The following is a 23,909-nucleotide window of genomic DNA, read 5'->3' as shown; positions in this document are numbered from 1 at the left end:
GGTGTTCGCAGGAAGAGGTGGTTCAGTCGCGGGTGACTGCCCGCTCGGCGATCAGCCAGAGCCCGCTGTGGCGGACGAAGCGGTCGTCGATGGTGGTGACCCGGTCGACGCTCACCGCGTCGGAGCTCGTGGTCCGCACGATGAGCAGGTTGGCCTTGACGAGGCACTCGTCCGCGCTGATCTCGCGATCGATGCAGACGTTGGTGATGATGTGGTGGGCGCGGGGGTTGTTCGCAGCGAAGGCGGCGGCGAACTCGGTGAGCGCTTCCCGGCCTTGGACCGGCTCGGGGTAGGTGGGGGAGCGGAACAGGCCGTCGGGGGTGAAGGTCTCAGCCCACTGCCGCGCCGCACCGCCGTCGATGGCGTGGGCCTGTTTTCCCAGCAGGTTCAGGATTTCGAGCAGCGGTCCGGTCATGAGCCGTCCTCGGCCAAAGCGGTGGTGATGCGGTGGTAGATGCCGCTGGACACCAGACCGCCGTCGACGACGAGCTCGGTGCCGTTGATGTAGGAGGCCTCGTCGGAGAGCAGGAAGGCGACAGCTCGGGCGACTTCCTCAGGAGACGCGACTCGACCGGCGGGAACGGACCGGAGGCTCTCGTCGACGAACCGGTTGTCACCGGAATGCAGCAGGGGTGTGTCGACCAGTCCCGGGTGGACGGAGTTCACCCGGACGCCCTCGGTCGCGAACTCCATCGAGGCCACTTTGGACAGTCCGCGCACTCCCCACTTGCTCGCGCCGTAGGAGGCCGAGAAGTACCCGACCATCCCGGCGATCGAGGACACGTTGACCACTGACGCGCCCTCGGCCCGTGCCAGCGGACCGGAGAGGAACTTCATGCCGAAGAAGACGCTGGAGAGGTTGATGTCCATGACCCGGCGCCAGTCGTCGACCGACGTCTCGGCGATGCCCTTCCGGAAGCTCACACCCGCGTTGTTCACCAGTCCGTGCAACGCTTTTCCGTCGAGTTCCGCCGCGAGTTCTTCCCAAGATGCGGGGTCGGCCACGTCGAGGTGGTGGGCCCGGCCGATGCCGCCTGCCGCGGTGATCTCGTCGGCGACAGCACGGGCGGCGGACAGATCGATGTCGGCGACCAGGACGTCGGCGCCTTCTCGGACGAGACCGAGCGCTTCGGCCCGGCCCATGCCGCTTCCGGCGCCGGTCACCACGATCCGGCGATCGCGAAATCTGGCTGTCACAGTTCGAGTTCCCTTCCCTTGGTCTCCTTGAGGAAGAACGAGGTGACGAGACTGATCAGGGCGCAGGCGACGAAGTACCCGGCTGGGGCGAGCTTGTTGCCCGTCGTGCTCACCAGCAGCGTGGCGATGAACGGTGCAGTGCCGCCGAGCAGCATGTTGGTCACGTTGTTGCCCAACGCGATTCCGCTGTACCGGAAGCGGGCCCGCAGCATCTCGGCGTACGTGGCGAACGAAACTCCGTTGACCACGGACACGCAGATGAACAGCACGGCCGGAGCCAGGATCGCCAGCGGTGCTGGGCCGTCGGCCATGAGCATGAACATCGGCACCCCGAGCAGCGCGCCGGCTGCGGAACCGCCTATGAACACCGGCTTGCGTCCGATGCGATCGCCGAGATATCCCGAGATCGGCAGGGTGATCACGCCCAGGACCATCGCGATGCACGTCGCGGCGAAGGCGAACTGGGGCGAGCGCTGCCCTGCGGTCTGCAGGTACGTCGCGGCGTAGACCGAAGCGATGTAGTAGCCACCGGTGATCAGCGCGCCGAGCAGGATGATGGTGAGTACCTGCCGCCAGGCGGTCGAAAGCACCGCGAACAGCGGGACTTTCACGACCTCGCTCTGCTGCTGGACGTCCTCGAACTGCTCGGTCTCGTCCAGCGAGTTGCGGATCCACAGCCCGACCAGGCCGATGACCAGGCTCAGCAGGAACGGGATCCGCCAGCCCCAGGCCTGGACCTGCTCGGCCGACAGCCCTGTGGTGAGCGCGAGTGCCATCAGGGAAGCGCACAGCGACCCGATGTAGGTGCCGGAGTTGACCATCGACGTCTGGAAGGCGCGCCACTTGGGCGGGGCGTGCTCGGAGACGAACGAGTTCGCGCCGCCGAGCTCGCCACCGGCGGCGAAGCCCTGCAGGCACCGCGACAGCGTCAGCAGCGTGGTCGCCCACACGCCGAGCGTGGCGTAAGTGGGCAGCAGACCCATCAGGGCGGTGGCCACTGCCATCAGCAGGATCGTCCAGGTCAGCGCCTTCTTGCGGCCGTACTTGTCGCCGATGTGGCCGAAGAAGATCCCGCCCGGAACCCGGAGGAAGAACGCCACGGCGAACGCGGCGAAGGTGCCGAGCAGGGCCGCGGTCGGATCGTCGTCGACGAAGAAGTGGGCGCTGATCATCGTCGCCATGTACCCGTAGATGCCGAAGTCGTAGTACTCGACGACGGTGCCCAGGATGGCGGCTCGGATGACCTTGGCGTGCGACTGCGCGGGCCGCGCGCCCGTTCTGCCAGCGACTGCGACGGAATTCTCCATTGAATGTCCTTCGGTGCGGTCCTCGCGGCCCTCGTCCGGGACGGATGAGCGCAGCAGTGCTCAAATAGTGAGCATTACGCCCACTAAATGGGAGTATATGGATCCGTCACGTCGCTTGGCAACGGTCAACGCAGCGCAACCGCGGGGCGCATGAAGGCCGCCGCTTCAAGCGCGCGCTGTGGCTCGTCTGGAACTTGTCCGCACGCGGCAACGGATTTCGCCTTCGACGCCCGACGTTCACCGGGGTCAAAGCGCACTTGTCGGCCAACTGCGCGGATAGGGTGATCGGATGGACCCGGAACGCTTGCTGGACGGACGGCTCAAGCTGCGTCATCTGGTGATGGTCGTGGCGATTGCCGAGCAGGGGAGCGTGGTCGGTGCGGCAGAGGCGCTCCGCCTGACGCAGCCGGGAGTCACGCGGGCGTTGCGGGAACTCGAAACCGCGCTCGGCCAGACCTTGTTCGAGCGAGGTCCCCGAGGTATGAGCATGACAGTGGAGGGCGAGACCTTTCTCTCGCACGCTCGGACGATCATCGGTCAGGTGCGGCAGGCTTCGCGGCATCTCGAGGAAGTGTCCGCCGCGGAGGTGGGTCGGCTCAACGTCGGAACCCATCTCGGCGGAGCGGATCGACTCCTGCCCCGTGCGATCCGCCGGCTGAAGTCGACTCGGCCGCGCTTGGTCGTCGAGGTGGTCGAAGCGCTTCCCGAGCGGCTGATCCCGCTGCTCCTCGACGGCAGCCTGGATCTCGTGATCGGCAGGGTGGACGTCGCACCGGACGACCCCCGCCTGCAGCGGATTCCGCTTCTCCACGAACAGATCCCGCTCGTCGTCCGCACCGGGCACCCGGCACTCGGCGAACCCGCGATGGGCCTCGCGGCGCTGCGCGATTTCCCGTGGATCTTCCCCCATCTCGAGACGAGAGCCGGCCGGGCGATTCTGACCGCGTTCTCGGACCGCGGTTTGGAGCTGCCCGAGGACCGGATCATCAATTCTTCGCTCTCAACGCCGCGAGCCCTGATCCTGGAATCCGACGCGATCGCGGTGCTGCCGTTGCACGTGGCGATGTCGGACAGCGGGCTTCGCGTGCTGCCCTGTCCGGATCTGGCGCTGGCGCGCACCGTTGGCGTGCAGTTCCCGGCTGATCGCCCGCTGACCCGCGCGGCCGACGTGCTGCTCGGCTGTCTTCGCGAAGAAGCCGTTGTCCTCGAGGTGTTGATGGACGATCAGCCGGGAACTGCGCTGGACTGACGATCTCAGCTGATCTGTCCGAGATCGATCTGGAGGAGATCGTCACCGACGATCACGGTGCCGGAGAATTCAGAACTGGCGCCCGCGTGGAACTGTTCATCGCTCACTCGCCCATCAGCGGGGTAGAGGTGTGTGAGAACCAGCCCGCGGACTTCGGCCTCAGCGGCGACTGCGCCGACGCCCGGGACGTGGTCGCTATCACCGGGGCGACCATGGCTCACCAGCGGGGTGTGAGCGGTCAGGAACTGGCGGCGGTAGGTGTCCGCCAGCGGTGTTCGTTCGTACATCGCGACAGCCTCTTCGACCGCAACGACCTCGTTGATCAGGACGTCCGCACCGGTCGCGATCGCGGTGAGGTTGGCGCACGGTCTGGTGTCCCCGCTGAACACGACGGAGCAGTGCGGAGTGTCGAACCGGTAGGCGAATGCCGGGAAGACGGGCGGATGATCCACCAGGGTGGCCGTGACCTTGACGTGGTCGTCCTCGAACACCGCGACGGGGTCCATCGGCGGGCTCGGGTTGGACACGTGCGCCCCGGCCGGAGTGGGCACCGCCTGGGGCACGATCATCGGGTTGCCGGTTTCGCCGGTGAACGCGAGCGGTGCACCGTTCGGCCGGCGCGTCGTGCGGATGGCGTTGTTGAGGTCGAAGGCGTAGGCCTGCTTGAGCAGGTCGGTCATCTCCACGATCCCCGGAGTGGGCTGATCGGGTGCGATCACGGGTGTGTCGGGCAGATCCGGCATTCCCGGTGCGCGCGACGAGTCGGGGCCGGACAGGTCGGCGCGGCCCGGTCCGAGGATGGGAATGCGCTGGCTGTCGGGCTGCCAGCTCGGGAAGTTCACGTTGAAGAACGTGAAGTAGTCGGCGATGTGGTCGCTGTGCAGGTGGGTGATGAACATGCCCCGCACCCGGGAGAAGTCCAGCCCGGCCTCGAAGAACCGCTGGATGAGTCCGGGACCGGCGTCGACGATGTAGATGACGCCGTCGACGACCAGCGCATTCGCGGCGGACACCCGAAGTTCCGGATGCGGTCCTGCCCGAGTTCCCAACAGCACCAGATGAGTGCCGGTGTCCGGCGGCGGAACCAGGCGTCGTTCGAGCCGGCCGGCTGATTTCGAGATCGTCATGCTCTTCCCCTGATCTGAACGGGACGTCGCGGTTCGGTGGTGAGAACGCTCAGGTGACGGTGCCGCGGGTGGCGTAGCGTTCGCTGCGCCAGACCTCGGATGACAGGACGTCGCGCAACACCACGACCGCGTCCCACACGTCGACGTAGCGCAGGTACAGCGGGGTGAAGCCGAAGCGCATCAGGTCGGGCGCGCGGAAGTCACCGATCACGTTGCGGTCGATCAGCGCTTGCATCACCGGATAGCTGCTCTCGTGACGCAGCGACACCTGGCTGCCCCGGGCGTCCGGGTCGCGCGGCGAGGCCACCTCGATGCCGAATCCGGCGCACTCCCGGTCGACGAGGTCCACGAACAGCGATGTCATCCGTACGCTCTTGGCCCGGACGGCATCCAGGTCGACGTGCCGCCACAACTCCAGCGCCTCTTCCAACGGGGCGTACGAGAGCAACGGCGGTGTGCCGCACCGGAACCGGTCGATCCCGCTTGCCGGCCGGTAGTCGGGGGCGAACGCGAACGGATCGGCGTGGCCGTTCCAGCCGGACAACGGCTGGCGGGCGGCGTCCTGGTGACGCGGTGCCACGTACACGAACGCCGGGGAACCCGGCCCGCCGTTCAAGTACTTGTAGGTGCAGCCGATGGCGAAGTCGGCGTTGCAGCGCGCAAGGTGGATCGGCAGGGCACCGGCGCTGTGGCAGAGGTCCCAGACGACCAGCGCACCGCGCTGCTGGATCTGCTCGGTCACGGCGGCCATGTCGTGCAGTGCACCGGTGCGGTAGTCGACGTGGCTGAGCACCACGACGGCCACCCGGTCGTCGAGCACCTCATCCAGCGAGGGGCCGCCGTCACCGATCAGGCGGCGCTGGTAACCGTCGAGCAGCGCGGTCGCACCCTCCATCATGTACAGATCGGTGGGAAAGCTATCCCTCTCGGCCACCACGACGTCGCGGCCGGGCCGCAGCGCCAGCGCAGCGGTGAACACCTTGAACAGGTTGATCGAGGTCGAATCGCACACCACCACCGAACTCGGTTCGGCGCCGATGACCGACGCGACTCGCTCGCCGAGGGCGGCTGGCTTGTCGAACCAGTCGGCGTCGTTCCAGCTGCGGATCAGTCCCTGGCCCCACTCCGAGTCCACCATCCGCAGCACCCGTTCGCGGGCCGCTCGTGGCAGTGGACCGAGCGAGTTGCCGTCGAGGTAGATCGTGCTTTCGGGCAGCACGAACTCCTCGCGCAGCGGCGCCAGCGGGTCGGCGGTGTCCAGGTCGGCGCAGGCCTTCCGTGCCGTCATGTCGTTCCTTTCCTGTTTCACTTCGGGAAGAGCGGGTCATGCAGGCGATCCGGAGGTTGCTGGAGCCGGAGTCGACGCGGCGGCCACCCGGCGGCGCCGCAGCCCCCACACGACGAACCCGGCGACGGTCCACACCAGCAGCGCGAGATCAGCCTCGATCGTCAGCTTGCCGATCAGCAGGTAGTCCTGCACCGCCAGCACTGCGACACCGATGACGACGGTCGTCAGGTGGATGCCGCGCCGCATGCGGAACGGCGCGGCAGCGTAGTGCTGCGGGTATTGGACGCGCAGTCGGCACGACGCGATGATCATGATGGCGATCACCGGCGTCAACGCGACCGACGCGACACCGGCGATGGCGGCGACGCTGAACCCGGCCAGCACGGGTGTCATGCCGATCGCGTAGAGCACGAGCAGCAACCAGTGCGGCGTGCCGAAGCGCTTGTTCACCGCGCCGAGACGAGCCGGGAACCAGCCGTCCCCGACCGCGGCCAGCATCGGCTTGGTGGCCGTCAGCAGCAGCGAGTTGATGTGCCCGATGACCGACACCATCGCGCCGCCGAGGACGAAGAACGCGAACCCGGCCGGGGAGAGGATGGTGTCGGCGACCAATGTCATCGGTTTCCCGGCCGTTCGTTCGGCACCCAGCACGCCGACCGACGGGATGGCCATCAGCACGTACAGCGCGACGGCGATGACGATGCCGCCGATCATCGACATCGGGATGTCACGGCCTGGCCGCTTCATCTCCCGACCGATCTCGGCCACCGCGCTGCTGCCGGTGACGGCGAACGTCAGCAGCGCGGCGGCGCTCAGCAGGTCGCCGGTGCCGTGCGGCGCCAGGTCGGTGAACGTCTCCCACTGGACCTGCGGCAGCCCGACACCGGCGTAGAGCAGGAACGCGGCGATCATGATCACGCCGAGGACGATCCCGATCCGGTTGGAGAAGGTCGAGCCGGCCAGATTCGTGAGGAAGAAGACCGTCATCGCCAGCAGTGCCAGTGGCCGCACCGGTATCGCAGGCGCCAGCGCGTGCACGTACTGCGCACCGGCCAACGCCATCAGGCTCAGCTGGACGGTGACCAGCACCGAGAACCACATCGTGGCGAAGCCCCACGTCGGGGAGAACAGCCGCGCCGCGTAGGTGTAACGCCCGCCGGTGACAGGCATGGCACTGCCCAGCGCGGCCAGCGGCAGCGAGTAGACGACGACAGCTGCGGCGGCGATGACGAAGGCGAGCGGCGCGCCGCCGCCGGTCAGCGCGATCGCGGTACCCATCAGCGCTATCACGCCGCCGCCGACGATCTGGTGGAACGAGACCCCCATCGCTTGCGGCAGCGTGATGGACCGCTTCAGGTTCGCCTCGACGTCGGGCAGCTGCTCGGTCGCCATCCTGCACTCCTACCTGCTCGGAGGAGACGGCCAGACCCCACCGAGTCCACAGCCGTCGTGGTCACGGTCACATCGTGACCACTCGGAGCAATGCTGACGAATGCCGAAACAGGTCGTAGCCATGCACGAACGGCATAGCGCCGGATGACGAAACTCCGGAAGGCCGGTGAGGATCAATGCGATCCCCACCGGCCCTCCGGAGGTGGCATCTGGCGGGCCATCGGCGGCTTGAATCGCGGAAATGCTTTCAGGAGAGGCCTTTTCGGATCTGATCAGGCGTTCGCGCCTCGCGGCTCTGGCGAGAGCCGCAGGAGATAGGTTTCGGAGGGCCCGCCTGCGTGGCGATCCCTCCCGTCGGGGACGTCAGGCGGGTTGCAGGATCTCTATGTCGTCGATCGCGAGGTGTACGTCGCCTCGTCGCAGTTCGGGTAGTAGGAGCGGTCAACGGGAAGTGCGTCAGGAGGCGACGCGGAAGCCGAGGTTGGCGCTGGAGCTGTCGGGGGTGTTGCTCGTGCGGGCGGCAGCGCGGTAGCGGTTGCAGTAGGAGTCGTGGCACAAGTACGAGCCGCCGCGCATCACCTTCGACGCGCCCTCGGCGGGGCCGGTCGGGTTGTGGCTCGCGGCGGGGGAGTGGTCGACGCCCCACCAATCCGCGCACCATTCCCAGACGTTGCCCGCGACGTTGTGCAGCCCGAATCCGTTGGGTTCGAAGGCGTCCACCGGCGCAGTGCCCCGATAGCCGTCCTCGGCGGTGTTCTTGACCGGGAACTGGCCTTGCCAGATGTTGCAGCGGTGCTCACCGTCCGGTGTCAGCTCGTCGCCCCACGCGAACCGTTTGCGCTCCAGCCCGCCGCGTGCGGCGTACTCCCACTCGGCCTCGGTGGGCAGTCGGGTGCCCGACCAGCGGCAGAACGCCACCGCGTCGTGCCACGATACGTGCACCGCAGGATGGTCCAGCCGTTCATCCACTGTGGATCCCGGTCCTTCCGGGTGCTGCCAGGACGCGCCCTGCGCGCCGCACCACCACGGTGCCGAATCCGGTCGCGGCGAATCCTTCCGCAGCGAGCCGGGGAGAAATCCGGCGAACACGTACGACCAGCCGAATCGCTCGGCGTCGGTGACGTACCCGGTCGCCTCGGTGAACTCGGCGAACTGCGCGTTGGTCACCGCGTGCACTGCGACCTGGAACGGTTTCAACGTCACCGGCCGCACCGGTCCTTCCCCGTCGGAGGGGAAGCTGTCCGGGTCCTGCGCGCCCATGTCGAAGGTGCCGCCCGGCAGGGACACCAGCTCCGGTGCACGCCCGGTGGCGGCCGGTTCCGGCGCGGAGTCGCGGGTCGTCGCGGCGTCGATGGCGGCGCGGCTGGGGCCGCAGCAGGAGTGGTCGGTGCTCACTCGTTCACGGTAAACCGCTGCTGGAGCCATCCCGCCTGGGGGATTCGGCGAAATTGGTTTCGCCGCGAAGTACCTGGGTATGGCAGGTCATTCGCAACGACCTGCGTGCCTCATGTGGATAGATGATCAGCGATCGCCGGCGAGTCCCAGTCGATGCGGTGGCCGTACATCCAGTCCATGGCGTCCGGGCTCGGCTTGCGCAGCTTGAACACCAGCGGCAGCACGTGCCGCATCACGGGGCCGAGTGTCTTGCCATCGCCGTTTCGCTTCCCCTGCGCCACAACGCGCTCCACCCGCGTCCGGCGCAATGACTCGTACGTCGTGAAGGCGGCGGGCACGCTGTCCGCGTCGCGCAGGCACTTCGCGAGCGTGACCGCATCTTCGATCGCCATCGACGCGCCCTGGCCCGATGCCGGCGAGGTGGCATGCGCCGCGTCGCCGATGATGATCATCCGGTCGCGGTGCCAGGTCGGCACCGTCGGGAAGTCGTAGGTGTTCCAGCCAGCGAAGAGCTTCTCGCTCGCGGCGACGAGTTCGCGGGCGGGACTGTCGGCGTCGGTGAACAGGTCGAGCAGCATGCTGCGCCACTGGTCCTCGCTGACGGCGGCCAGCTCTTCCTTCGACAGCTCCTTCGGCTGGCGGGGATTGGCGAACCACCACGCGTCGCCGTCGGGGTGGACGATGTAGCAGTAGAAGCAGCCGCGCCCGAAGGTCATGTGCATCTCGCCGGGCTCGGCGTCGAGCCGCAGTCCTCTGGCGTAGCCGCCGGTGTTGAGCAGCGGCACGTATCTCGGCGGCGGCGCGTTCGGGTCGATGATCGTGCGGACGGTCGAGCGCAGGCCGTCGGCGCCGATGAGCAGGTCGGCATGCGCGGTGCTGCCGTCGGCGAAGGTGGCGGTCACGCCGTCGCTCGTCGGCGCCGCGGTCACCAGCCGCTTGCCGTACTCGATCGGTATGCCGCGTTGTACGGCCTCGTCGCGCAGCGAGCCGTAGAGCGCGGCGCGGGTGATGGTCTGCGTGCTGGTCCCGTCGGGCAGCGCCGCGCCGAAGCCGAACTTCGCCATGGGTTTCTTCCCACCCATGCCGATGGACACCTTCGTGGTCGCGAACCCCTCATCGCGCACGACTTCGTGCAGGTCGAGCGTGCCGAGCGCGGCGATGCCGTTGACCGCCAGGGTCAGGAACGCGCCGACGCCGTCCGCGCCCCGGTCGTACGCCTCGTAGACGGTCGCGTTGATGCCGGCCTTCTGGAGTGCCATCGCGGTGACCGGCCCGGCCACGCCGCCTCCGATGATCAATGCGTTAGTCATATTATGACTATACATAAAATGACCTGCCGGGCAATGGGCGTTAAGGTCTGTTCCATGGCGAGGAGCAACCCCCGGCGGTCCGTGCTGGCACTCGTGCTGCTTTCCCTGCTGGCGGAGGAACCGATGCACCCGTACCGGATGCGTGAGGTGATCAAGGAGCGCGGCAAGGACCGGATCGCGAACGTGGCGCAGCGCAACAGCGTCTACCAGACGATCGACCGCCTGCTGCGTGCCGAGCTCATCGCCGTCCGGGAGACCGCCCGCGACGAGCGTCGGCCGGAACGCACGGTCTACGAGATCACCGATGCGGGCTCGGACGCGTTGCGCACCTGGACCACCGAGATGCTCGCGAACCCGGCCCGCGAGTTCGCGGAGTTCCCGGCCGCGCTCGCCTCGATCATGATCCTGACCCCGGAGGACGTGACGGCCGGTCTGGCGGAGCGGGCGGCAGACCTGACCGCCTCGCTGGCGGCCGACCGCGAGGCGCTCCAGGCCGTGCCGGAGCTGCCGCGACTGTTCCTCCTGGACGAGGAGTACTCGATCGCCCTACGCGAAGCGGAGTTGAAGTGGATCGAGGGCGTGCTGGCGGCGCTCCGATCTGGTGAGCTCACGTGGTCGGAGGAATGGGTCCGCGCGGTGGCGGAGAGGTTCGCCTAGATGTCCTCCGACGCTCCGCGCCCCGGTTTGGCGCGACGGCTCGGCACCGGTGACGCGGTGGTCATCGGGTTGGGGTCGATGATCGGCGCCGGTGTGTTCGCTGCGTTCGGCCCGGCCGCGAAGGCCGCCGGCAGTGGACTGATGATCGGCCTGGTGCTGGCAGCGGCCATCGCCTACTGCAACGCCGTGGCCTCGGCTCAACTCGCCGCAGCGCATCCGACCTCGGGCGGCACCTACGTCTACGGCCGGGAGCGGCTCGGCCCGTGGTGGGGCTTCGCCGCCGGTTGGGGCTTCGTGATCGGCAAAACGGCCTCGTGCGCGGCGATGGCCTTGACCATCGCCACCTACGCGGTTCCGGGTCCGGGTTGGCTGCAGAAGATCATCGCGATCGTCGCGGTGATCGCCCTGACCGCGCTGAACTACCGCGGTGTCACCAAGACCGCCGCGCTGACCCGAGTGCTGGTCCTGCTCAGCTTGATCGCGCTGGCCGTGGTGGTGGTCGGCATCTTCGCGAGCGGCGTCCACGTCGATCACCTCGGCGGCTGGGGCGCGGGTGGCCCCTACGGCATCTTGCAGGCGGCGGGACTGCTGTTCTTCGCCTTCGCCGGGTACGCGCGCATCGCGACGCTGGGGGAGGAGGTTCGCGATCCACATCGGACGATCCCTCACGCCATCCCGCTCGCCCTGGGCATCACCGTGATCGTCTACGCCGTCGTGGGGCTGGCCGTGCTCACCGCGTTCGGGCCTGACCGCCTGGCAGCAGCGACTGCTCCGCTCACCGAAGCCCTGCAGGCCACCGGTGCCGGTGCGCTCACCCCGGTCGTGCGGATCGGTGGCGTGGTGGCCGGCCTCGGTGCGTTGCTGACGCTCGTCGCCGGGATCGGCCGCACCAGCCTGGCCATGGCCCGCAACCGCGACCTGCCGGGCTGGCTGGCCGCCGTGCACCCCCGGTACCGAGTGCCGCACCACGCCGAACTCGTCCTCGCGGTGGTGGTGTGCGCGCTGGTGGCCACCACCGATCTGCGCGGTGTCATCGGGTTCTCCTCGTTCGGAGTGCTCGTCTACTACGCCATCGCCAATGCCTCGGCCTGGACGCAACCCGCTGAACAGCGCCGGTGGCCGCGCTGGCTCAACATCGCCGGTCTCCTCGGCTGCCTGGTCCTGGTCGCCACCCTGCCCTGGCAATCGGCCCTGGCCGGCGTCGCCGTCTTCGGCGTGGGACTGGCCGCACGCGCCATCGCGCTCGCCCGTCGCTGACCAGCCCGCGCGCGTCAGTTGCCGACTGGCGTTGGCCAGTCTTCGGCGAGGACGCGTTCGATGTTGCGTTCGGCGAGGGCGGTGATCGTGACGAACGGGTTCACGCCGGTGCTGCCGGGGATCAGCGAGCCGTCGGTGACGTAGAGGCCGGGGTAGCCGCGCACCCGCCCGTAGCCATCGGTGGCTTCGCCGAGCACGAGACCGCCGAGCGGGTGGTAGGTGAACCGGTTCTCGAACTGGCGGGTGTCACCGAAAAGATCTGTGCGGTAGATGGTTCCGTTCGCGCAGTTGATCTTGTCGAACAGCGCCTTCGCCTGCTGGATCGAGAGCTGCCCCTGCTCGGCGTTCCAGTGCAGGCGTGCGGAGTCGCTGGCGGGGTCGTAGCTGAAGTGGCCGCGTTCGGGATTCTTCGTGATCGCCAGGTAGAGGCTGACCCACAGTTCGGCACCGGCCGGAAGCGGCGCGATTTCGGCGAAAACCGGGTGCTCGGGGTCCTCCCAGGAGTCGATGCCGAGCGCTGGCATCCCGGACTGCGTGATTCCAGTGGTGTCCCAGACGTGGTTCGCGCGGCCGAGCATGACGTTGCCGTTCGGGCCCCAGCCCTGCCCGATCTCCGCGCCGAGTCCCGGCAGAGTCCCGGTGTCACGCGCGCGCAGCAGCAGTTCGGTCGAGCCGAGGCTGCCCGCTCCCAGGAAAAGTCGCTCCGTGGCGATCTCCAGCCGCTCAACGATTTCGCCGGATTCGTCGCGCCGGTTCACTGCGAGCACGTAGCCGCGGGTGTCGTCGCGGCGGATCGCCCGAACCTCGTGCAGCGCGCGAATGGTCACGTTGCCCGTGCCGAGCGCATCGGCGAGATAGCTCTTGTCCAGCGAGCGTTTCCCGTGGTTGTTGCCGTAGATCACCTCGCCGACGAGTGCCGAGCGGGGGACCTCGCCCGCTTCTTCTCGGCGCAGGTAGTCGAAGTCGTAGACGCTGGGCACGAAGGTCGTCTTCAGCCCCGCCCGGTGGGCGTGCTCGCGTGACAGCCGGGCGTACTGGTAGGAGTCGCAGGTCTCGAACCAGTCGGGGTCGACGTGGTTGACCCCGAGCGTCGCGGTGGCACGCGGGAAGTACTTGCCGTACATCTCCTCGGCGTCGACGGCGGAGAGGATCTCCTCGAAGTAGTTCCGCTTGGGCACCACGGCCATGGCTCCGTTGACCAGTGAGCCGCCACCGACACCGCGGCCGAGGTAGACCGACATGTCGCCGTGGTCGACGCGGTCGAGCACACCCGGGTAGCGAGCGATGTCGTGGTTGATGACGTCCATCCACAGGAACGACGCCAGCGGTGCCAGAGTGCGGTCCTTCAGCCACATCGCGCGCCCGTCAGGTCGCAGCATGTTGCAGAAGACGTTGCCGTCGTCAGCGGGTGTGTCCCACAGCCTGCCCATCTCGAGCATCACCGTGGGGATGCCCGCCTCGCCGAGGCGCAGCGCTGTGACGGCGGCGCCGTAGCCCGTGCCGACGATCACGGCCGGCACGGTGCCACCGGTGCGCGTCGCGGCCAACGCCGTCGCCGTGGAGATCGTGGTGAGACCGAGCAGGGCAGCGGAGTTCAGGGCGGCGAAACCGAGAAAGCGCCTGCGAGACAGAGGGGAGGCCACGATCGCCATGGTCACCTCGCGGCGGCATGGCGGCAATCACCAATCTGAATCTAATTCGCGCTAGCAGGGCGAACGTGAATGATTTTCACCCGCCCGCATGAGTTGATCGGTGATGTCGACTGCGCCGGCCGACCCGACCGTGGTGCGCGCGATGCCCGAGCAGCCGCGGGTGGTGCTGCTGAAGCCGTTGGTCAGCTCGCCGTTGATCGAGGTCGGGGAGTTCACCTACTACGACGATCCCGATGATCCGACCGCTTTCGAAACCCGTAACGTGTTCTACCACTACGGGCCGGAGAAGCTGGTGATCGGGAAGTTCTGCGCGTTGGGCGAGGGCGTGCGGTTCATCATGAACGGAGCCAACCACCGCATGGACGGCCCGCCCACGTTCCCGTTCCCGATCATGGGCGGTTCCTGGTCGGAACACTTCGACCTCATCTCCGGCCTGCCCGGACGCGGCGACACCGTGGTGGGCAACGACGTCTGGTTCGGCTATCGGTCGACGGTGATGCCCGGTGTCCGGATCGGTCACGGCGCGATCATCGCGTCCGGGGCCGTCGTGGTCGACGACGTCCCCGACCACGGCATCGTCTGTGGTAACCCCGCCAAGCTCATCCGCCGCCGCTACTCCGATGCGGACGTCGATCGACTGCTCGCCCTGGCCTGGTGGGACTGGCCGCTCGAGCACCTCACCGAACACATCCGCACGATCATGTCCGGCAGCATCGACGACCTGGAGAACGCGGCACCCGCGCTCCCACCCCGCTAGTCCACGCGGACGTCCGAAAACCGCCCACTGCAAGCACTTCCGAATCGAGCCATCAGCATGCTTGCTTCCTCGCGTTCCGGCCCGTTGGCCGACTGGCTGCGCGGCCACGGGAGCGGCTCGAGCCCGGAACCCGTGTCGTGCTGGGGCAGCACCTGCACAGCGCCCTGGGCGAGGGCTACTTCGCCCTCGGCTTGACGAGCATCACCGGCCACACAGCGGAGATGCGCCGCGATGAGGAAACACGCTTCGGTTTCGCCATCGACGACACCGCACTGCAGCCACCTGAACCCGGCAGCGTCGAAACCGCCTTCGCCGACGCCGACCTCGGGCTCGGCATCGCCGATCTGCGCCGGGCACGCCGCGAGGTCTCCGGAATCGCCGGCCCTGACCGAATCCGGCTGCAAAGCACCTATCTGCACACGCCGGTCCTGGAAGCGTTCGACGGCATCCTCGACACTCCGAGATCCACCATCGCCGACGACCTCCACATCTGAGAATCCCGGTGGGATCGAGGGACATGATGGCGAGGTGGACGCATATGAGTGCGGCTTGCTCGTTGGAGAAGTGACCGTGGGCCTTCACCGCCCGGCGGATGCGGGCGTTGACGCTCTCGAGGCGTTGGTGGAGCAGACGACCCGCCGGATCTCGGTGTCGAACGCCGAGAACGGCACGAACTCTGTTCAAGCGCCTGATCGCCCCTTTGCGCCGTACTCCGGTCGCCCCCCGTTCTGTGGAGGCGCGAGCGACTGCCACCGGGCCGAGCGCAACTGGTCGCTGGACTGATCGACGCTGCTGTATTGACATTAACGTCAACGTCAACCACTGTGGTGGCGATCACGTGGCGCAAGTCCGGAGGGAACTGCATGACCACATCCATCCCGGGGGGCGGCCGTCGCCGGCACCTCCGCGCAACGCCGGGAGACCACCCCGGCATCAGTGCGCGACGACCCGAACGCGGTGACCGGACGCGTCTCGCCGACCCGCTGATGTCCTCCTTCCAAACGCGCGCTGAAGGTCAACACCGACGTCAAGACAATGGGGTCGTGACGACAAGTGACGCTCAGGAGCGCGCGCGGGCCAATCGTCGAGAGACGTCCGGACCCCGGCGAGAGGAACTGCTCGCGGCCGCGGCCGCATGCTTCGACGATCTCGGCTACACAGCCACCACGGTCGAGGTGATCGCGGCCCGTGCGCAGACCTCGCGACCCACGTTCTACGCCTACTTGCGCTCAAAGGACGAGGCGTTCCTCGCGGTCGCCGAGCAGGTCTGCGCCCAGCTCGAGTCCGCGCAGCAGCTGGACGAGATCGAGTCCCTCCCGCCTGCCACGGTGCTGCGGGCGACCACCCGCGCCTTCGCTGAGGCGATCTTCGCCAATGGGTCGCTCGTGGCGATGATCGACAGCCGTGCCGGGGTCGATGCCGGGGTGGACGCGCTGTGGAGCACGCTGCGGCGCCGACTGGTGCGGCGCTTCACCAACTACCTGTCCGGACTGGACCCGGCCACGATCGATCCCTGCGCGCCGCCCCAGCGGCTGGTGTCGATGCTGATCGATTCGATCGTCCACGGCGCCGCCCGCCTCGGACACGCTTCCGACGAGGACCGCGAGCGGTTCATCAACGATCAGATCCGCCTGACCGAGCGTGCCGCCGGCGTCGCCGCCGACGCGCGCCCGGAACCCTAGGAGGCCCGAATGCCGTTGTCCCGCCGCGACGCCGCCCTCGCCGAGGTACGCGACCTGCAGATGGCCAATTGGCCGGACCAGGTGCCGCGCGCCGTCGTGTACCCCGTCGAGGTGCCCGGCCTGCCCGAGTACCTCCGGCACTGGGCCGTCACCCGCCCGGACACCGTCGCGATCTCGTTCTACGGGCGAGACATCACCTACGCCGAATACGACGAGCTGAGCGACCGATTCGCCGGCTGGCTCGCCGAACGCGGTGTGGCGCCGGGAGACCGGGTCGGTGTGTTCCTGGGCAACTGCCCCCAGTTCCTCATCGCGATGGTGGGCATCCTCAAGGCGGGCGCGGTGCACGTGCCGATCAACCCCATGTTCCGCGGCCACGAGCTCCGGTACGAGCTGGAGGACGCGGGGGTGACGGTGCTTCTGGCGCAGGACTCGTTCGCTGACCTCGTGGAGTCGGTGCGCGGCGATACGCGCGTGCGGCACGTGGCGTTCACCGGGCTCGCCGACCTGCTCACGACCGAGCCCGACGTACCGGTGCCGTTCGACCTCACCGCTGAGCGGTCGGACTGGGCCGAGATCAGCGCCTCGGCGCGCGCCGAGGCACGGCCGAGCGACCCCGACGCGCTGGCGGCGCTCAACTACACCGGTGGCACCACCGGGTTGCCGAAGGGCTGCGAGCACACCCAGCGGCACATGGTGTACACGGCTGCGACCGCCAGCGTGGCCGGGGGGACGCAAGTGGGCGATTCCGGCGTCGTGTCGCTGAACTTCCTACCCGTGTTCTGGATCGCCGGCGAGGATTTCGGCGTTCTCAAACCGCTGGTGAACGGCCAGCAGCTCGTTCTGATGACGCGCTGGGATCCCGCAACGGCCGTTTCCCTGATCGAGCGGCACGGCGTGACCGACGTGGTCGCCACGGTCGACAACTACGTGGAGCTGATGGATCTGCCGGGGTTCGACGGCGCGCGGCTGTCGTCGCTGCGCAACGCGCTTGCGGTCTCGTTCGTGCTGAAGCTGACCCCGGAGGTCCGGGCGCGGTGGCAGGAAGCGACCGGCGGCATCCTGCGGGAGGCATCGTACGGAATGACCGAGACGCACACGGCCGATACGTTCACGCTCGGGTTCCAGGACGGCGATCGGGACTTGCACGCCGACCCGGTGTTCTGCGGCCTGCCTGTTCCGGGGACGGACGTTCTGATCGTGGACGACTCAGGCGATCCCGTGCCGGTGGGCAGGTCGGGTGAGATCATCGTGCGGAGCCCGTCGATCTTGACCGGCTACTACGGTCGGCCCGACGCGACTGCGGAGACGATCCGCGACGGTTGGCTGCACACCGGCGATGTGGGCCGGCTCGACGAGTGGGGCGCCCTGCATTACCTGGCGCGCGCCAAAGAGATGATCAAGACCAACGGGATGAGCGTGTTTCCGTCCGAGGTCGAAGCCTTGCTGCGCTTGCACCCGGCGATCGAGTCGGTATCGGTGGTGCCCCGGCCCGACCGCGCGAAAGGCCAAGTGGCGGTTGCCTTCGTGGTGGTGGCGGAGGGCACCGCCACGAGTGACGACCTGTGCGCGTGGGCGAAGGACAACATGGCCGGGTACAAGGTGCCCGATTTCGAGATCGTCGAGCAGCTGCCGATGACTGCCACGGGCAAGGTTCGCAAGGGCGAACTGCTCGACCGAGCCGCAGAACTGCCCGTCGCCCGTGACCGCGCGTAAACGAAGGTGTTCGTGACGATGAAGAAGCTGCTGATCGCCAATCGTGGCGAGATCGCGCTGCGCGTTGTGCGCACTGCGCGCGAGATGAGGGTGAACACCGTCTCCTTGTACGCGGAGGACGACGGGGACACCCCGCACGTTCACGCGGCCGACGAGGCGTTTCCGCTGGTCGGCGCCGGCCCGGCCGCCTACCTCGATCACGCGGCGGTGCTTGCCGCGGCCGCACGATCCGGCGCCGATGCGGTGCATCCCGGATACGGATTCCTTTCGGAGAACGCGGAATTCGCACGGGCCTGCGCGGCAGCGGGAGTCGACTTCGTGGGCCCGGATCCGGCGGTCCTGGACACCCTGGGGGACAAGGTGTCGGCCCGCGCCGCCGCGGTCGCGGTAGGCGTGCCCGTGCTGCCCGCCACAGTCGGTGCCGCGACGGCCGATGAGGTGCGCGCGTTCTTCGCCGAGAACTCGGGCGGCATCATGATCAAGGCGCTGGCCGGTGGTGGCGGGCGCGGCATGCGAGTGGTTCGCGACGCCGCTGCGGTGGACGAGGCCTACCGGGCATGCGCCGCCGAGGCTGATCTGGGCTTCGGGAACCGGGAGGTGTTCGCGGAGGCCCTGTTCGACGATGCCCGGCACATCGAGGTCCAGGTGGTCGCGGACGGCACGGCCGCCCTGGCGCTCGGTGACCGGGACTGCAGCGTGCAACGGCGGCACCAGAAGCTGCTCGAGATCGCACCCGCGGCCGACCTGGTGCCCGACGTGCGTCGCGGCCTGCACGAGTCCGCGGTGCGGCTCTGCGCGAGCCTCGGGTACCGCGGTCTGGCCACGGTGGAGTTCCTGGTGCGGGGCGAGGAGTTCGCGTTCCTGGAGGTGAACCCTCGAATCCAGGTGGAGCACACCATCACCGAGGAGGTCACCGGTGTGGACCTGGTGGCAGCACAGCTCGCACTCGCAGACGGTGCCGGACTGCACGGCCTCGCGCTCCCTGATGGCGTCGTGGCGGACGCGTCCGGCGTGCGGGGCGAACCCGCAGCCACCGCGAGTGCAGCGGTGCAGGCCCGGGTGAACCTGGAGACGATGACCGCCGACGGCGGCGCGACCCCGACCGCGGGCGCCCTCACGACGTTCACCCCGCCGACCGGGCCGGGGGTCCGCGTGGACACCTTCGGACTGCCGGGCCTGGTCGTGAGCCCGCGGTACGACTCTTTGCTGGCCAAGGTGATCGCGCGGGCGAGAACCCACACCGCCGCCCTTGCGAAGCTCGACGCGGCCCTGGGCGAGTTCGCGATCGAGGGCGCCGCCACGAACATCCCCTTCCTGCGCGCCCTGCTGGAGGACGGCGAGCTGCGCGCAGGTCCCGTGAGCACCACGTTCCTGGCGGGAAGCATGGAACGGCTGGTGGCCGAAGCGGGCGCGACCACCTCCGTCCCCTCGTCCTCCGTCGCCGCGTTGGAGCTGCGGCCGGGAGAAGAGGCGGTTCGCGCCCCGATGGCGGGCACCGTGGTCGCGGTTACCGCCGAAGGCGAGGAGGTGCCTGCGGGCGGCCAGCTGGCCGTGCTGGAGGCCATGAAGATGGAGCACGTCCTGGCCGCCGATCACGCGGCGCGAGTGGTGCGCGCGCTCGTGCCGCCGGGTCGCACGGTGGCGCCGGGCGATCCGCTCGTGGTGTACGCGCGGACCCGCGCGGTGGAGGCCGAATCCGCATTCGAGCTCGACCTGGACTCCTCCCGGCCAGATCTCGACGAGGTGCGCGAGCGGCAAGCCATCACCCAGGACTCGGCACGTCCCGAGGCCGTGGCCAAGCGTCACCGACTCGGTCGTCGGACGGCGCGCGAGAACATCAGCGATTTGGTGGACCCGGGCAGCTTCGTCGAGTACGGGTCCTTGGTGCTCGCTGCCCAGCGCCGCCGACGGTCCGAGCAGGACCTGATCACCAGCACTCCGGCCGATGGCCTGATCGGCGGCATCGCGACCATCGGCGCGGATCGGTTCGGTCGGTCGGCGGCCGAGGCCGTGGTGCTGTCGTACGACTACACGGTGCTCGCTGGTACGCAAGGATGGCGCAACCATGCCAAGACCGACCGGATCCTGGGGGTGGCACGGGACCGGAAGGTGCCCGTGGTGCTGTTCGCAGAGGGCGGTGGCGGGCGACCCGGCGATACCGACATGGATATCGTTGCGGGGCTGGATGTTCCGACGTTTCGGCTGCTGGGTTCGCTGCGCGGCGGTGCGCCGACGGTGGCGATCGTCTCCGGGCGCTGCTTCGCCGGGAACGCCGCGCTGGCCGGCGCCTGCGACGTCGTGATCGCAACCCCCGATGCGAACATCGGCATGGGCGGGCCCGCGATGATCTCCGGCGGTGGGCTGGGGGAGTACCGGCCCGAGGACATCGGTCCCATCGACGTGCAGCGCCGCAACGGGGTCGTCGACCTGGTCGCGAAGGACGAGGAGCACGCCGTCGACCTGGCGCGCCGATACCTCTCGTACTTCCAGAGCCCGCTCTCCCCGGGCGAGGGCGTGGCATGGGAGGCACCGGATCCGCGCCTCGCCCGGCACGTGGTGCCCGAGAACCGGCTGCGCGCGTACGACGTCCGCACTGCCATCGATGCCATCGTCGACGTGGGCTCGGTGCTGGAGCTGCGTCCGGACTACGGCGTTGGCATCGTGACGGCGTTGGTCCGCGTGGAGGGCGTCGCGTACGGCCTGGTGGCCAACAGCAGTCACCACCTGGGCGGCGCGATCGACGCCGAGGCCGCGGACAAGTTGGCCGAGTTCCTGACGCTCTGCGAGTCGGGTGGGCTTCCGATCGTTTCCCTTTGCGACACACCAGGTTTCATGGTCGGACCAGAGGTGGAGAAGGACGCGGTGGTAAAGCGCTTCGGCGGACTGTTCGTCCTCGGCGCTCGCTTGACGGTGCCGTTCGGCGCAGTGGTGCTCCGCAAGGGCTACGGCCTCGGGGCGATGGCGATGACCGGCGGCTCCTTCCGGGCCCCTCAGTTCACCGTGGCGTGGCCCACCGGCGAGATCGGCGGTATGGGCCTTGAAGGGTCGGTCCGGTTGGGATACAGCAAGGAACTCGCGGCGGCGCCCAACGAGGCCGCACGCCAGCAGCTGTACGAAGACTTGGTGGCCGAGGCCTACGAGCGCGGACGCGCGTTGCGCGCGGCTACCACCTTCGAGCTGGACGATGTGATCGATCCGGCTGACACCCGGCGCTGGATCAGCACGCTGCGGCCCAGCGGACGACCCCACCGAGGCACCGATACGTGAGACCGGGAGTTCGACCGCCAGGCGTCGACGCCTGGCGGCCGAACCAGACCCCAGTAGAGGCTCTTCTGGCGGGTGTACTGCAGGATCGCGTCGCGGTCCTTGTCGGTGCCGACGCCGCTGGCCTTCATCCCGCTGAACGGCGTGGTGATGCTGAACTGCTTGTAGGTGTTGATCCACACGGTGCCCGCGTCGATGCGCCGGGCCACTCGCCAGGCCCGCCGGTAGTCGCGGGTCCAGATCGCGCAGGCCAGGCCGAAGATCGTGTCGTTGGCCTGCGCGATCAATTCGTCCTCGTCGCGGTAGGGCAGCACGACGCCTACCGGGCCGAAGATCTCTTCCTGGCACGTGCGCGCGTCGTTGCTCAGTCCGTCCAGCACCGGCGTTTCGCTCGGCTACCAGATGGGCGCGCTCATCGGTGGCGGCTTCACGCCGCTGTTCGCCGTCTCGGGCTCCCCGTCGAGCACTCCGCTGGCCGTGCTGGCCGGTGCCTGCGGCCTTGTGACGCTGCTGGCCATCTGGTGGACCAGCGAAACCGGCGGTCGTGACCTGGCTGCGGAGGTCAAGACGCGCACTCCGGTGTCGAACTGACGAGGCCGACGACATGAGCGGGTCCGCCGTATTCTCGCGGTCGGACCCGTTCCGGCGGACTACTAGGAGGCTTTCGGTGGAAACCCGACGACTCGGTGGTGATGGCCCGGCGCTGTCGGTGGTGGGCCTGGGCTGCAACAACTTCGGTATGAAGCTGGACCAGCAGGCCAGCGCCGAGGTGATCGGAGCGGCCCTGGACGCGGGTATCACCCACCTCGACACCGCGGAGATGTACGGCGAGGGGCGCTCCGAGGAGTACATCGGGGCCGCGCTGGGTGCGCGACGCGACGAGGTCGTGATCGCCACGAAGTTCCTGCCTCGCCCCAAGGACGAGCCTTACACGCCCGGGGCGCTGCGCAAGCGCATCCTCGACGCCTGCGAAGGGAGCTTGCGTCGGCTCGGCACCGACCGGATCGACCTGTACTACCAGCACTACCCCGACCCGGAGGCGCCGGTCGACGAGGTGTTGGAGACGCTCGACGAGCTCGTCAAGCAGGGCAAGGTGCTCCACGTCGCCTCGTCCAACGTCAGCGCGGAGCGGATCGCGACGGCGGCGAACGTGTCCGCTGAGCGCTCGTTGCCCCGCTTCTGCGGCACCCAGATCGAGTGGAACCTGCTCTCGCGCGAGGTCGAGCAGAGCATCGTTCCTGCGGCGCGGGACAACGGGCTGGGCGTGGTCCCGTACTTCCCGCTGGCGTCCGGGATGCTCACCGGCAAGTACCGCCGGGGCAGCAGCTTCCCGGCGGGCTCGCGGTTCGACGCGATGTCGTACTTCGCCGACAGGTTCGTGAACGACGAGAGCTTCGACCGGGTCGAGGCGCTGACCGCGTTCGCCGAGGAGCGCGGGCACTCGATCCTCGAGCTGGCCGTGGCGTGGCTGGCCGCGCAGGACGGTGTCGCGTCGGTGATCACGGGCGCCACCACGCCGGACCAGGTGCGTGCGAACGCCGCCGCCGCGAACTGGACGTTGACCTCGGCGGACCTCACCGCCCTGCCCTGATCGGCAGTGGTCAGACGCCGAAGCCGCCGTCCACGTCGAGTTTCTGGCCGGTGATGAACTTCGCCCGGTCCGAGGCGAGGAAGCAGGCGGCTTCGGCGATGTCCACCGCGCTGCCGAAGGTGCGCAGTGGGATGTTGCGCTTGGTCACTTCCAGCGCGCGTTCGTTCAGGTCGCCGTTGGCCATCAGGTCGGCGGCCATGCCGTCGGTCAGCATGCCGGGGCCGACGCAGTTCACGCGGACGCCGAACCGGCCTTCCTCGGCAGCGAGTGCTCGAGCTGTCGCTTCGACGGCGCCCTTCGGCCCTGCGGACAGGCCGTCGCGGACCGGGTAGCGGTGGGTGGCCGCAGTGGTGATCGCGACGATCGAACCTCTGCTGGCGCGCAGTGCGGGGAGCGCGGCGTGCACGAGGTTGAAGAACGCTTCGGCTTCGGCGGTGAGGTGTTCGGCGAAGTCGGCGGGTTCGACCCTGGAGAGGTGGACCTGCCGAACCAGGGGACCGGCCGCGTGCACGAGGGTGTGGATCGCGCCGAAGCGCTCGACGACACCGTTCACGTAGGTCTGGCACTGCTCGGCGTCGGTGAGGTCGAGCTTGTCCGCCACCGCGCCAAGCTCTCCGACCAGGCTTTCGGCTGCTCGTCGGTCGCTGCGGTAGGTCAGCGCGATCTGGGAGCCGCGTTCGGAGAGCATCCGGCAGATCGCGCTGCCGAGACCGCCGGTACCGCCGGTGACCACCGCGACGCCGGGTTTGTCCTGGAAGTCCTCCATGGTCGTCCTTCCCCGAAAGCTGTTGCTGCGACTGGTGTTCCGGTCCACTGACCGGAAACGGTCTCGCTCCGCCGGTTGCCGGGGTGTATGGCCCCACAGCACCAAGCGCTTGCTAGGTATCAGAAGTCGTTGCAGAAGAAGATCATCGGCCGGTGCTCCGCCAGTCGCTCCACTTCGAGGAGGCGTCCGACGACGATGTCGTGGTCGCCCGCCGCGACCGTCGGTTTCGTCGAGGGCAGTGGCGGTGGCACATCATGCCACAAAGGCATATCGTGTACTTACGCAGCGAAGTCGACGAGGAC

At 68.5% G+C, this 23,909-nt stretch carries 21 protein-coding genes and 2 pseudogenes; 10 read left to right on the top strand and 13 right to left on the bottom strand.

Translation table 11 applies throughout. The features are described 5' to 3' along the window. Positions 1-22 precede the first annotated feature (22 nt). The 3 genes from ACWCO2_RS12670 to ACWCO2_RS12660 are packed head-to-tail and all read right to left on the bottom strand — an operon-like array spanning position 23 to position 2,504. Positions 23-415, bottom strand: a complete 393-nt coding sequence (locus ACWCO2_RS12670) for a nuclear transport factor 2 family protein (protein ID WP_450127869.1) — start codon at positions 413-415, stop codon at positions 23-25. Beyond that, positions 412-1,197 (bottom strand): SDR family NAD(P)-dependent oxidoreductase, encoded by a 786-nt coding sequence (locus tag ACWCO2_RS12665; RefSeq protein ID WP_450127868.1) that lies wholly within the window; start codon positions 1,195-1,197, stop codon positions 412-414. Before ACWCO2_RS12665 ends, ACWCO2_RS12670 begins: the two co-directional genes overlap by 4 nt. After that, on the bottom strand, positions 1,194-2,504 hold the full coding sequence (locus ACWCO2_RS12660; protein ID WP_450127867.1) for an MFS transporter: 1,311 nt from the start codon (positions 2,502-2,504) through the stop codon (positions 1,194-1,196). Before ACWCO2_RS12660 ends, ACWCO2_RS12665 begins: the two co-directional genes overlap by 4 nt. Positions 2,505-2,793: 289 nt before the next feature. Here ACWCO2_RS12660 and ACWCO2_RS12655 point away from each other — a divergent pair, with 289 nt between their 5' ends. Continuing rightward, the gene (locus ACWCO2_RS12655) at positions 2,794-3,753 is read left to right on the top strand and encodes a LysR substrate-binding domain-containing protein (RefSeq protein WP_450127866.1); all 960 of its coding nucleotides are present in this window, start codon (positions 2,794-2,796) and stop codon (positions 3,751-3,753) included. A gap of 5 nt (positions 3,754-3,758) precedes the next feature. Here ACWCO2_RS12655 and ACWCO2_RS12650 read toward each other — a convergent pair whose 3' ends face one another. The 5 genes from ACWCO2_RS12650 to ACWCO2_RS12630 form a co-directional block, all read right to left on the bottom strand. Further along, entirely contained in the window at positions 3,759-4,880 is a 1,122-nt protein-coding gene (locus ACWCO2_RS12650) for an MBL fold metallo-hydrolase (RefSeq protein WP_450127865.1), read from the bottom strand. A gap of 49 nt (positions 4,881-4,929) precedes the next feature. Further along, positions 4,930-6,168 (bottom strand): kynureninase, encoded by a 1,239-nt coding sequence (kynU, locus tag ACWCO2_RS12645; protein ID WP_450127864.1) that lies wholly within the window; start codon positions 6,166-6,168, stop codon positions 4,930-4,932. 36 nt (positions 6,169-6,204) lie between these two features. Then, positions 6,205-7,560 (bottom strand): APC family permease, encoded by a 1,356-nt coding sequence (locus tag ACWCO2_RS12640; RefSeq protein ID WP_450127863.1) that lies wholly within the window; start codon positions 7,558-7,560, stop codon positions 6,205-6,207. 456 nt (positions 7,561-8,016) lie between these two features. Continuing rightward, positions 8,017-8,955, bottom strand: a complete 939-nt coding sequence (locus ACWCO2_RS12635; protein ID WP_450127862.1) for a formylglycine-generating enzyme family protein — start codon at positions 8,953-8,955, stop codon at positions 8,017-8,019. A gap of 110 nt (positions 8,956-9,065) precedes the next feature. Further along, complete coding sequence (locus ACWCO2_RS12630) at positions 9,066-10,265, bottom strand: FAD-dependent oxidoreductase (RefSeq protein ID WP_450127861.1); 1,200 nt, start codon at positions 10,263-10,265, stop codon at positions 9,066-9,068. A 54-nt stretch (positions 10,266-10,319) separates the two neighbouring features. Between ACWCO2_RS12630 and ACWCO2_RS12625 the strand changes: the two genes are divergently transcribed. Then, positions 10,320-10,922: a PadR family transcriptional regulator gene (locus tag ACWCO2_RS12625; RefSeq protein WP_450127860.1), complete on the top strand. Its 603-nt coding sequence runs from the start codon at positions 10,320-10,322 to the stop codon at positions 10,920-10,922. Further along, the gene (locus ACWCO2_RS12620; RefSeq protein WP_450127859.1) at positions 10,923-12,179 is read left to right on the top strand and encodes an APC family permease; all 1,257 of its coding nucleotides are present in this window, start codon (positions 10,923-10,925) and stop codon (positions 12,177-12,179) included. A gap of 14 nt (positions 12,180-12,193) precedes the next feature. Here ACWCO2_RS12620 and ACWCO2_RS12615 read toward each other — a convergent pair whose 3' ends face one another. Next, positions 12,194-13,831: a GMC oxidoreductase gene (locus ACWCO2_RS12615; RefSeq protein WP_450127858.1), complete on the bottom strand. Its 1,638-nt coding sequence runs from the start codon at positions 13,829-13,831 to the stop codon at positions 12,194-12,196. Positions 13,832-13,973: 142 nt separating this feature from the next. Here ACWCO2_RS12615 and ACWCO2_RS12610 point away from each other — a divergent pair, with 142 nt between their 5' ends. Both ACWCO2_RS12610 and ACWCO2_RS12605 read left to right on the top strand, forming a co-directional pair. After that, entirely contained in the window at positions 13,974-14,588 is a 615-nt protein-coding gene (locus ACWCO2_RS12610; RefSeq protein WP_450127886.1) for a CatB-related O-acetyltransferase, read from the top strand. Beyond that, positions 14,486-15,082, top strand: coding sequence for an erythromycin esterase family protein (locus tag ACWCO2_RS12605; protein WP_450127857.1), 597 nt, complete (start codon positions 14,486-14,488; stop codon positions 15,080-15,082). The genes ACWCO2_RS12610 and ACWCO2_RS12605 overlap by 103 nt, the downstream gene beginning before the upstream one ends. Here ACWCO2_RS12605 and ACWCO2_RS12600 read toward each other — a convergent pair. Beyond that, positions 15,057-15,265, bottom strand: a pseudogene (locus ACWCO2_RS12600) (transposase); the annotation flags it as partial. The gene ACWCO2_RS12605 and the pseudogene ACWCO2_RS12600 sit on opposite strands and share 26 nt — an antisense overlap. Before the next feature lie 366 nt (positions 15,266-15,631). Here ACWCO2_RS12600 and ACWCO2_RS12595 point away from each other — a divergent pair. The 3 genes from ACWCO2_RS12595 to ACWCO2_RS12585 are packed head-to-tail and all read left to right on the top strand — an operon-like array spanning position 15,632 to position 21,253. Next, positions 15,632-16,270 (top strand): TetR/AcrR family transcriptional regulator, encoded by a 639-nt coding sequence (locus ACWCO2_RS12595; RefSeq protein WP_450127856.1) that lies wholly within the window; start codon positions 15,632-15,634, stop codon positions 16,268-16,270. 9 nt (positions 16,271-16,279) lie between these two features. Next, positions 16,280-17,986: an AMP-binding protein gene (locus ACWCO2_RS12590; protein WP_450127855.1), complete on the top strand. Its 1,707-nt coding sequence runs from the start codon at positions 16,280-16,282 to the stop codon at positions 17,984-17,986. Between the two features lie 18 nt (positions 17,987-18,004). Continuing rightward, positions 18,005-21,253: a carboxyl transferase domain-containing protein gene (locus ACWCO2_RS12585; protein ID WP_450127854.1), complete on the top strand. Its 3,249-nt coding sequence runs from the start codon at positions 18,005-18,007 to the stop codon at positions 21,251-21,253. Between the two features lie 119 nt (positions 21,254-21,372). On the opposite strand, the pseudogene ACWCO2_RS12580 reads toward ACWCO2_RS12585, so the two are convergent. Beyond that, positions 21,373-21,630 (bottom strand): annotated as a pseudogene (locus ACWCO2_RS12580) (aldehyde dehydrogenase family protein); the annotation flags it as partial. Here ACWCO2_RS12580 and ACWCO2_RS12575 point away from each other — a divergent pair. Both ACWCO2_RS12575 and ACWCO2_RS12570 read left to right on the top strand, forming a co-directional pair. Further along, positions 21,611-21,841, top strand: a complete 231-nt coding sequence (locus ACWCO2_RS12575; RefSeq protein WP_450127853.1) for a hypothetical protein — start codon at positions 21,611-21,613, stop codon at positions 21,839-21,841. The pseudogene ACWCO2_RS12580 and the gene ACWCO2_RS12575 sit on opposite strands and share 20 nt — an antisense overlap. 76 nt (positions 21,842-21,917) lie before the next feature. Then, positions 21,918-22,841 (top strand): aldo/keto reductase, encoded by a 924-nt coding sequence (locus tag ACWCO2_RS12570; protein WP_450127852.1) that lies wholly within the window; start codon positions 21,918-21,920, stop codon positions 22,839-22,841. Between the two features lie 10 nt (positions 22,842-22,851). Here the strand turns inward: ACWCO2_RS12570 and ACWCO2_RS12565 are convergent, their stop codons facing one another. Both ACWCO2_RS12565 and ACWCO2_RS12560 read right to left on the bottom strand, forming a co-directional pair. Beyond that, the gene (locus tag ACWCO2_RS12565) at positions 22,852-23,607 is read right to left on the bottom strand and encodes an SDR family NAD(P)-dependent oxidoreductase (RefSeq protein WP_450127851.1); all 756 of its coding nucleotides are present in this window, start codon (positions 23,605-23,607) and stop codon (positions 22,852-22,854) included. 119 nt (positions 23,608-23,726) lie between these two features. Next, positions 23,727-23,876 carry a hypothetical protein gene (locus ACWCO2_RS12560; protein WP_450127850.1) on the bottom strand — a complete coding sequence of 50 codons (150 nt, stop codon included), beginning with the start codon at positions 23,874-23,876 and terminating at the stop codon, positions 23,727-23,729. Positions 23,877-23,909: the final 33 nt, after the last annotated feature.

Source organism: Saccharopolyspora sp. NPDC002376 (assembly GCF_053593195.1).
Note: the sequence above shows the minus strand (reverse complement) of the source record. Positions and strands in the feature narration are given on the sequence as shown.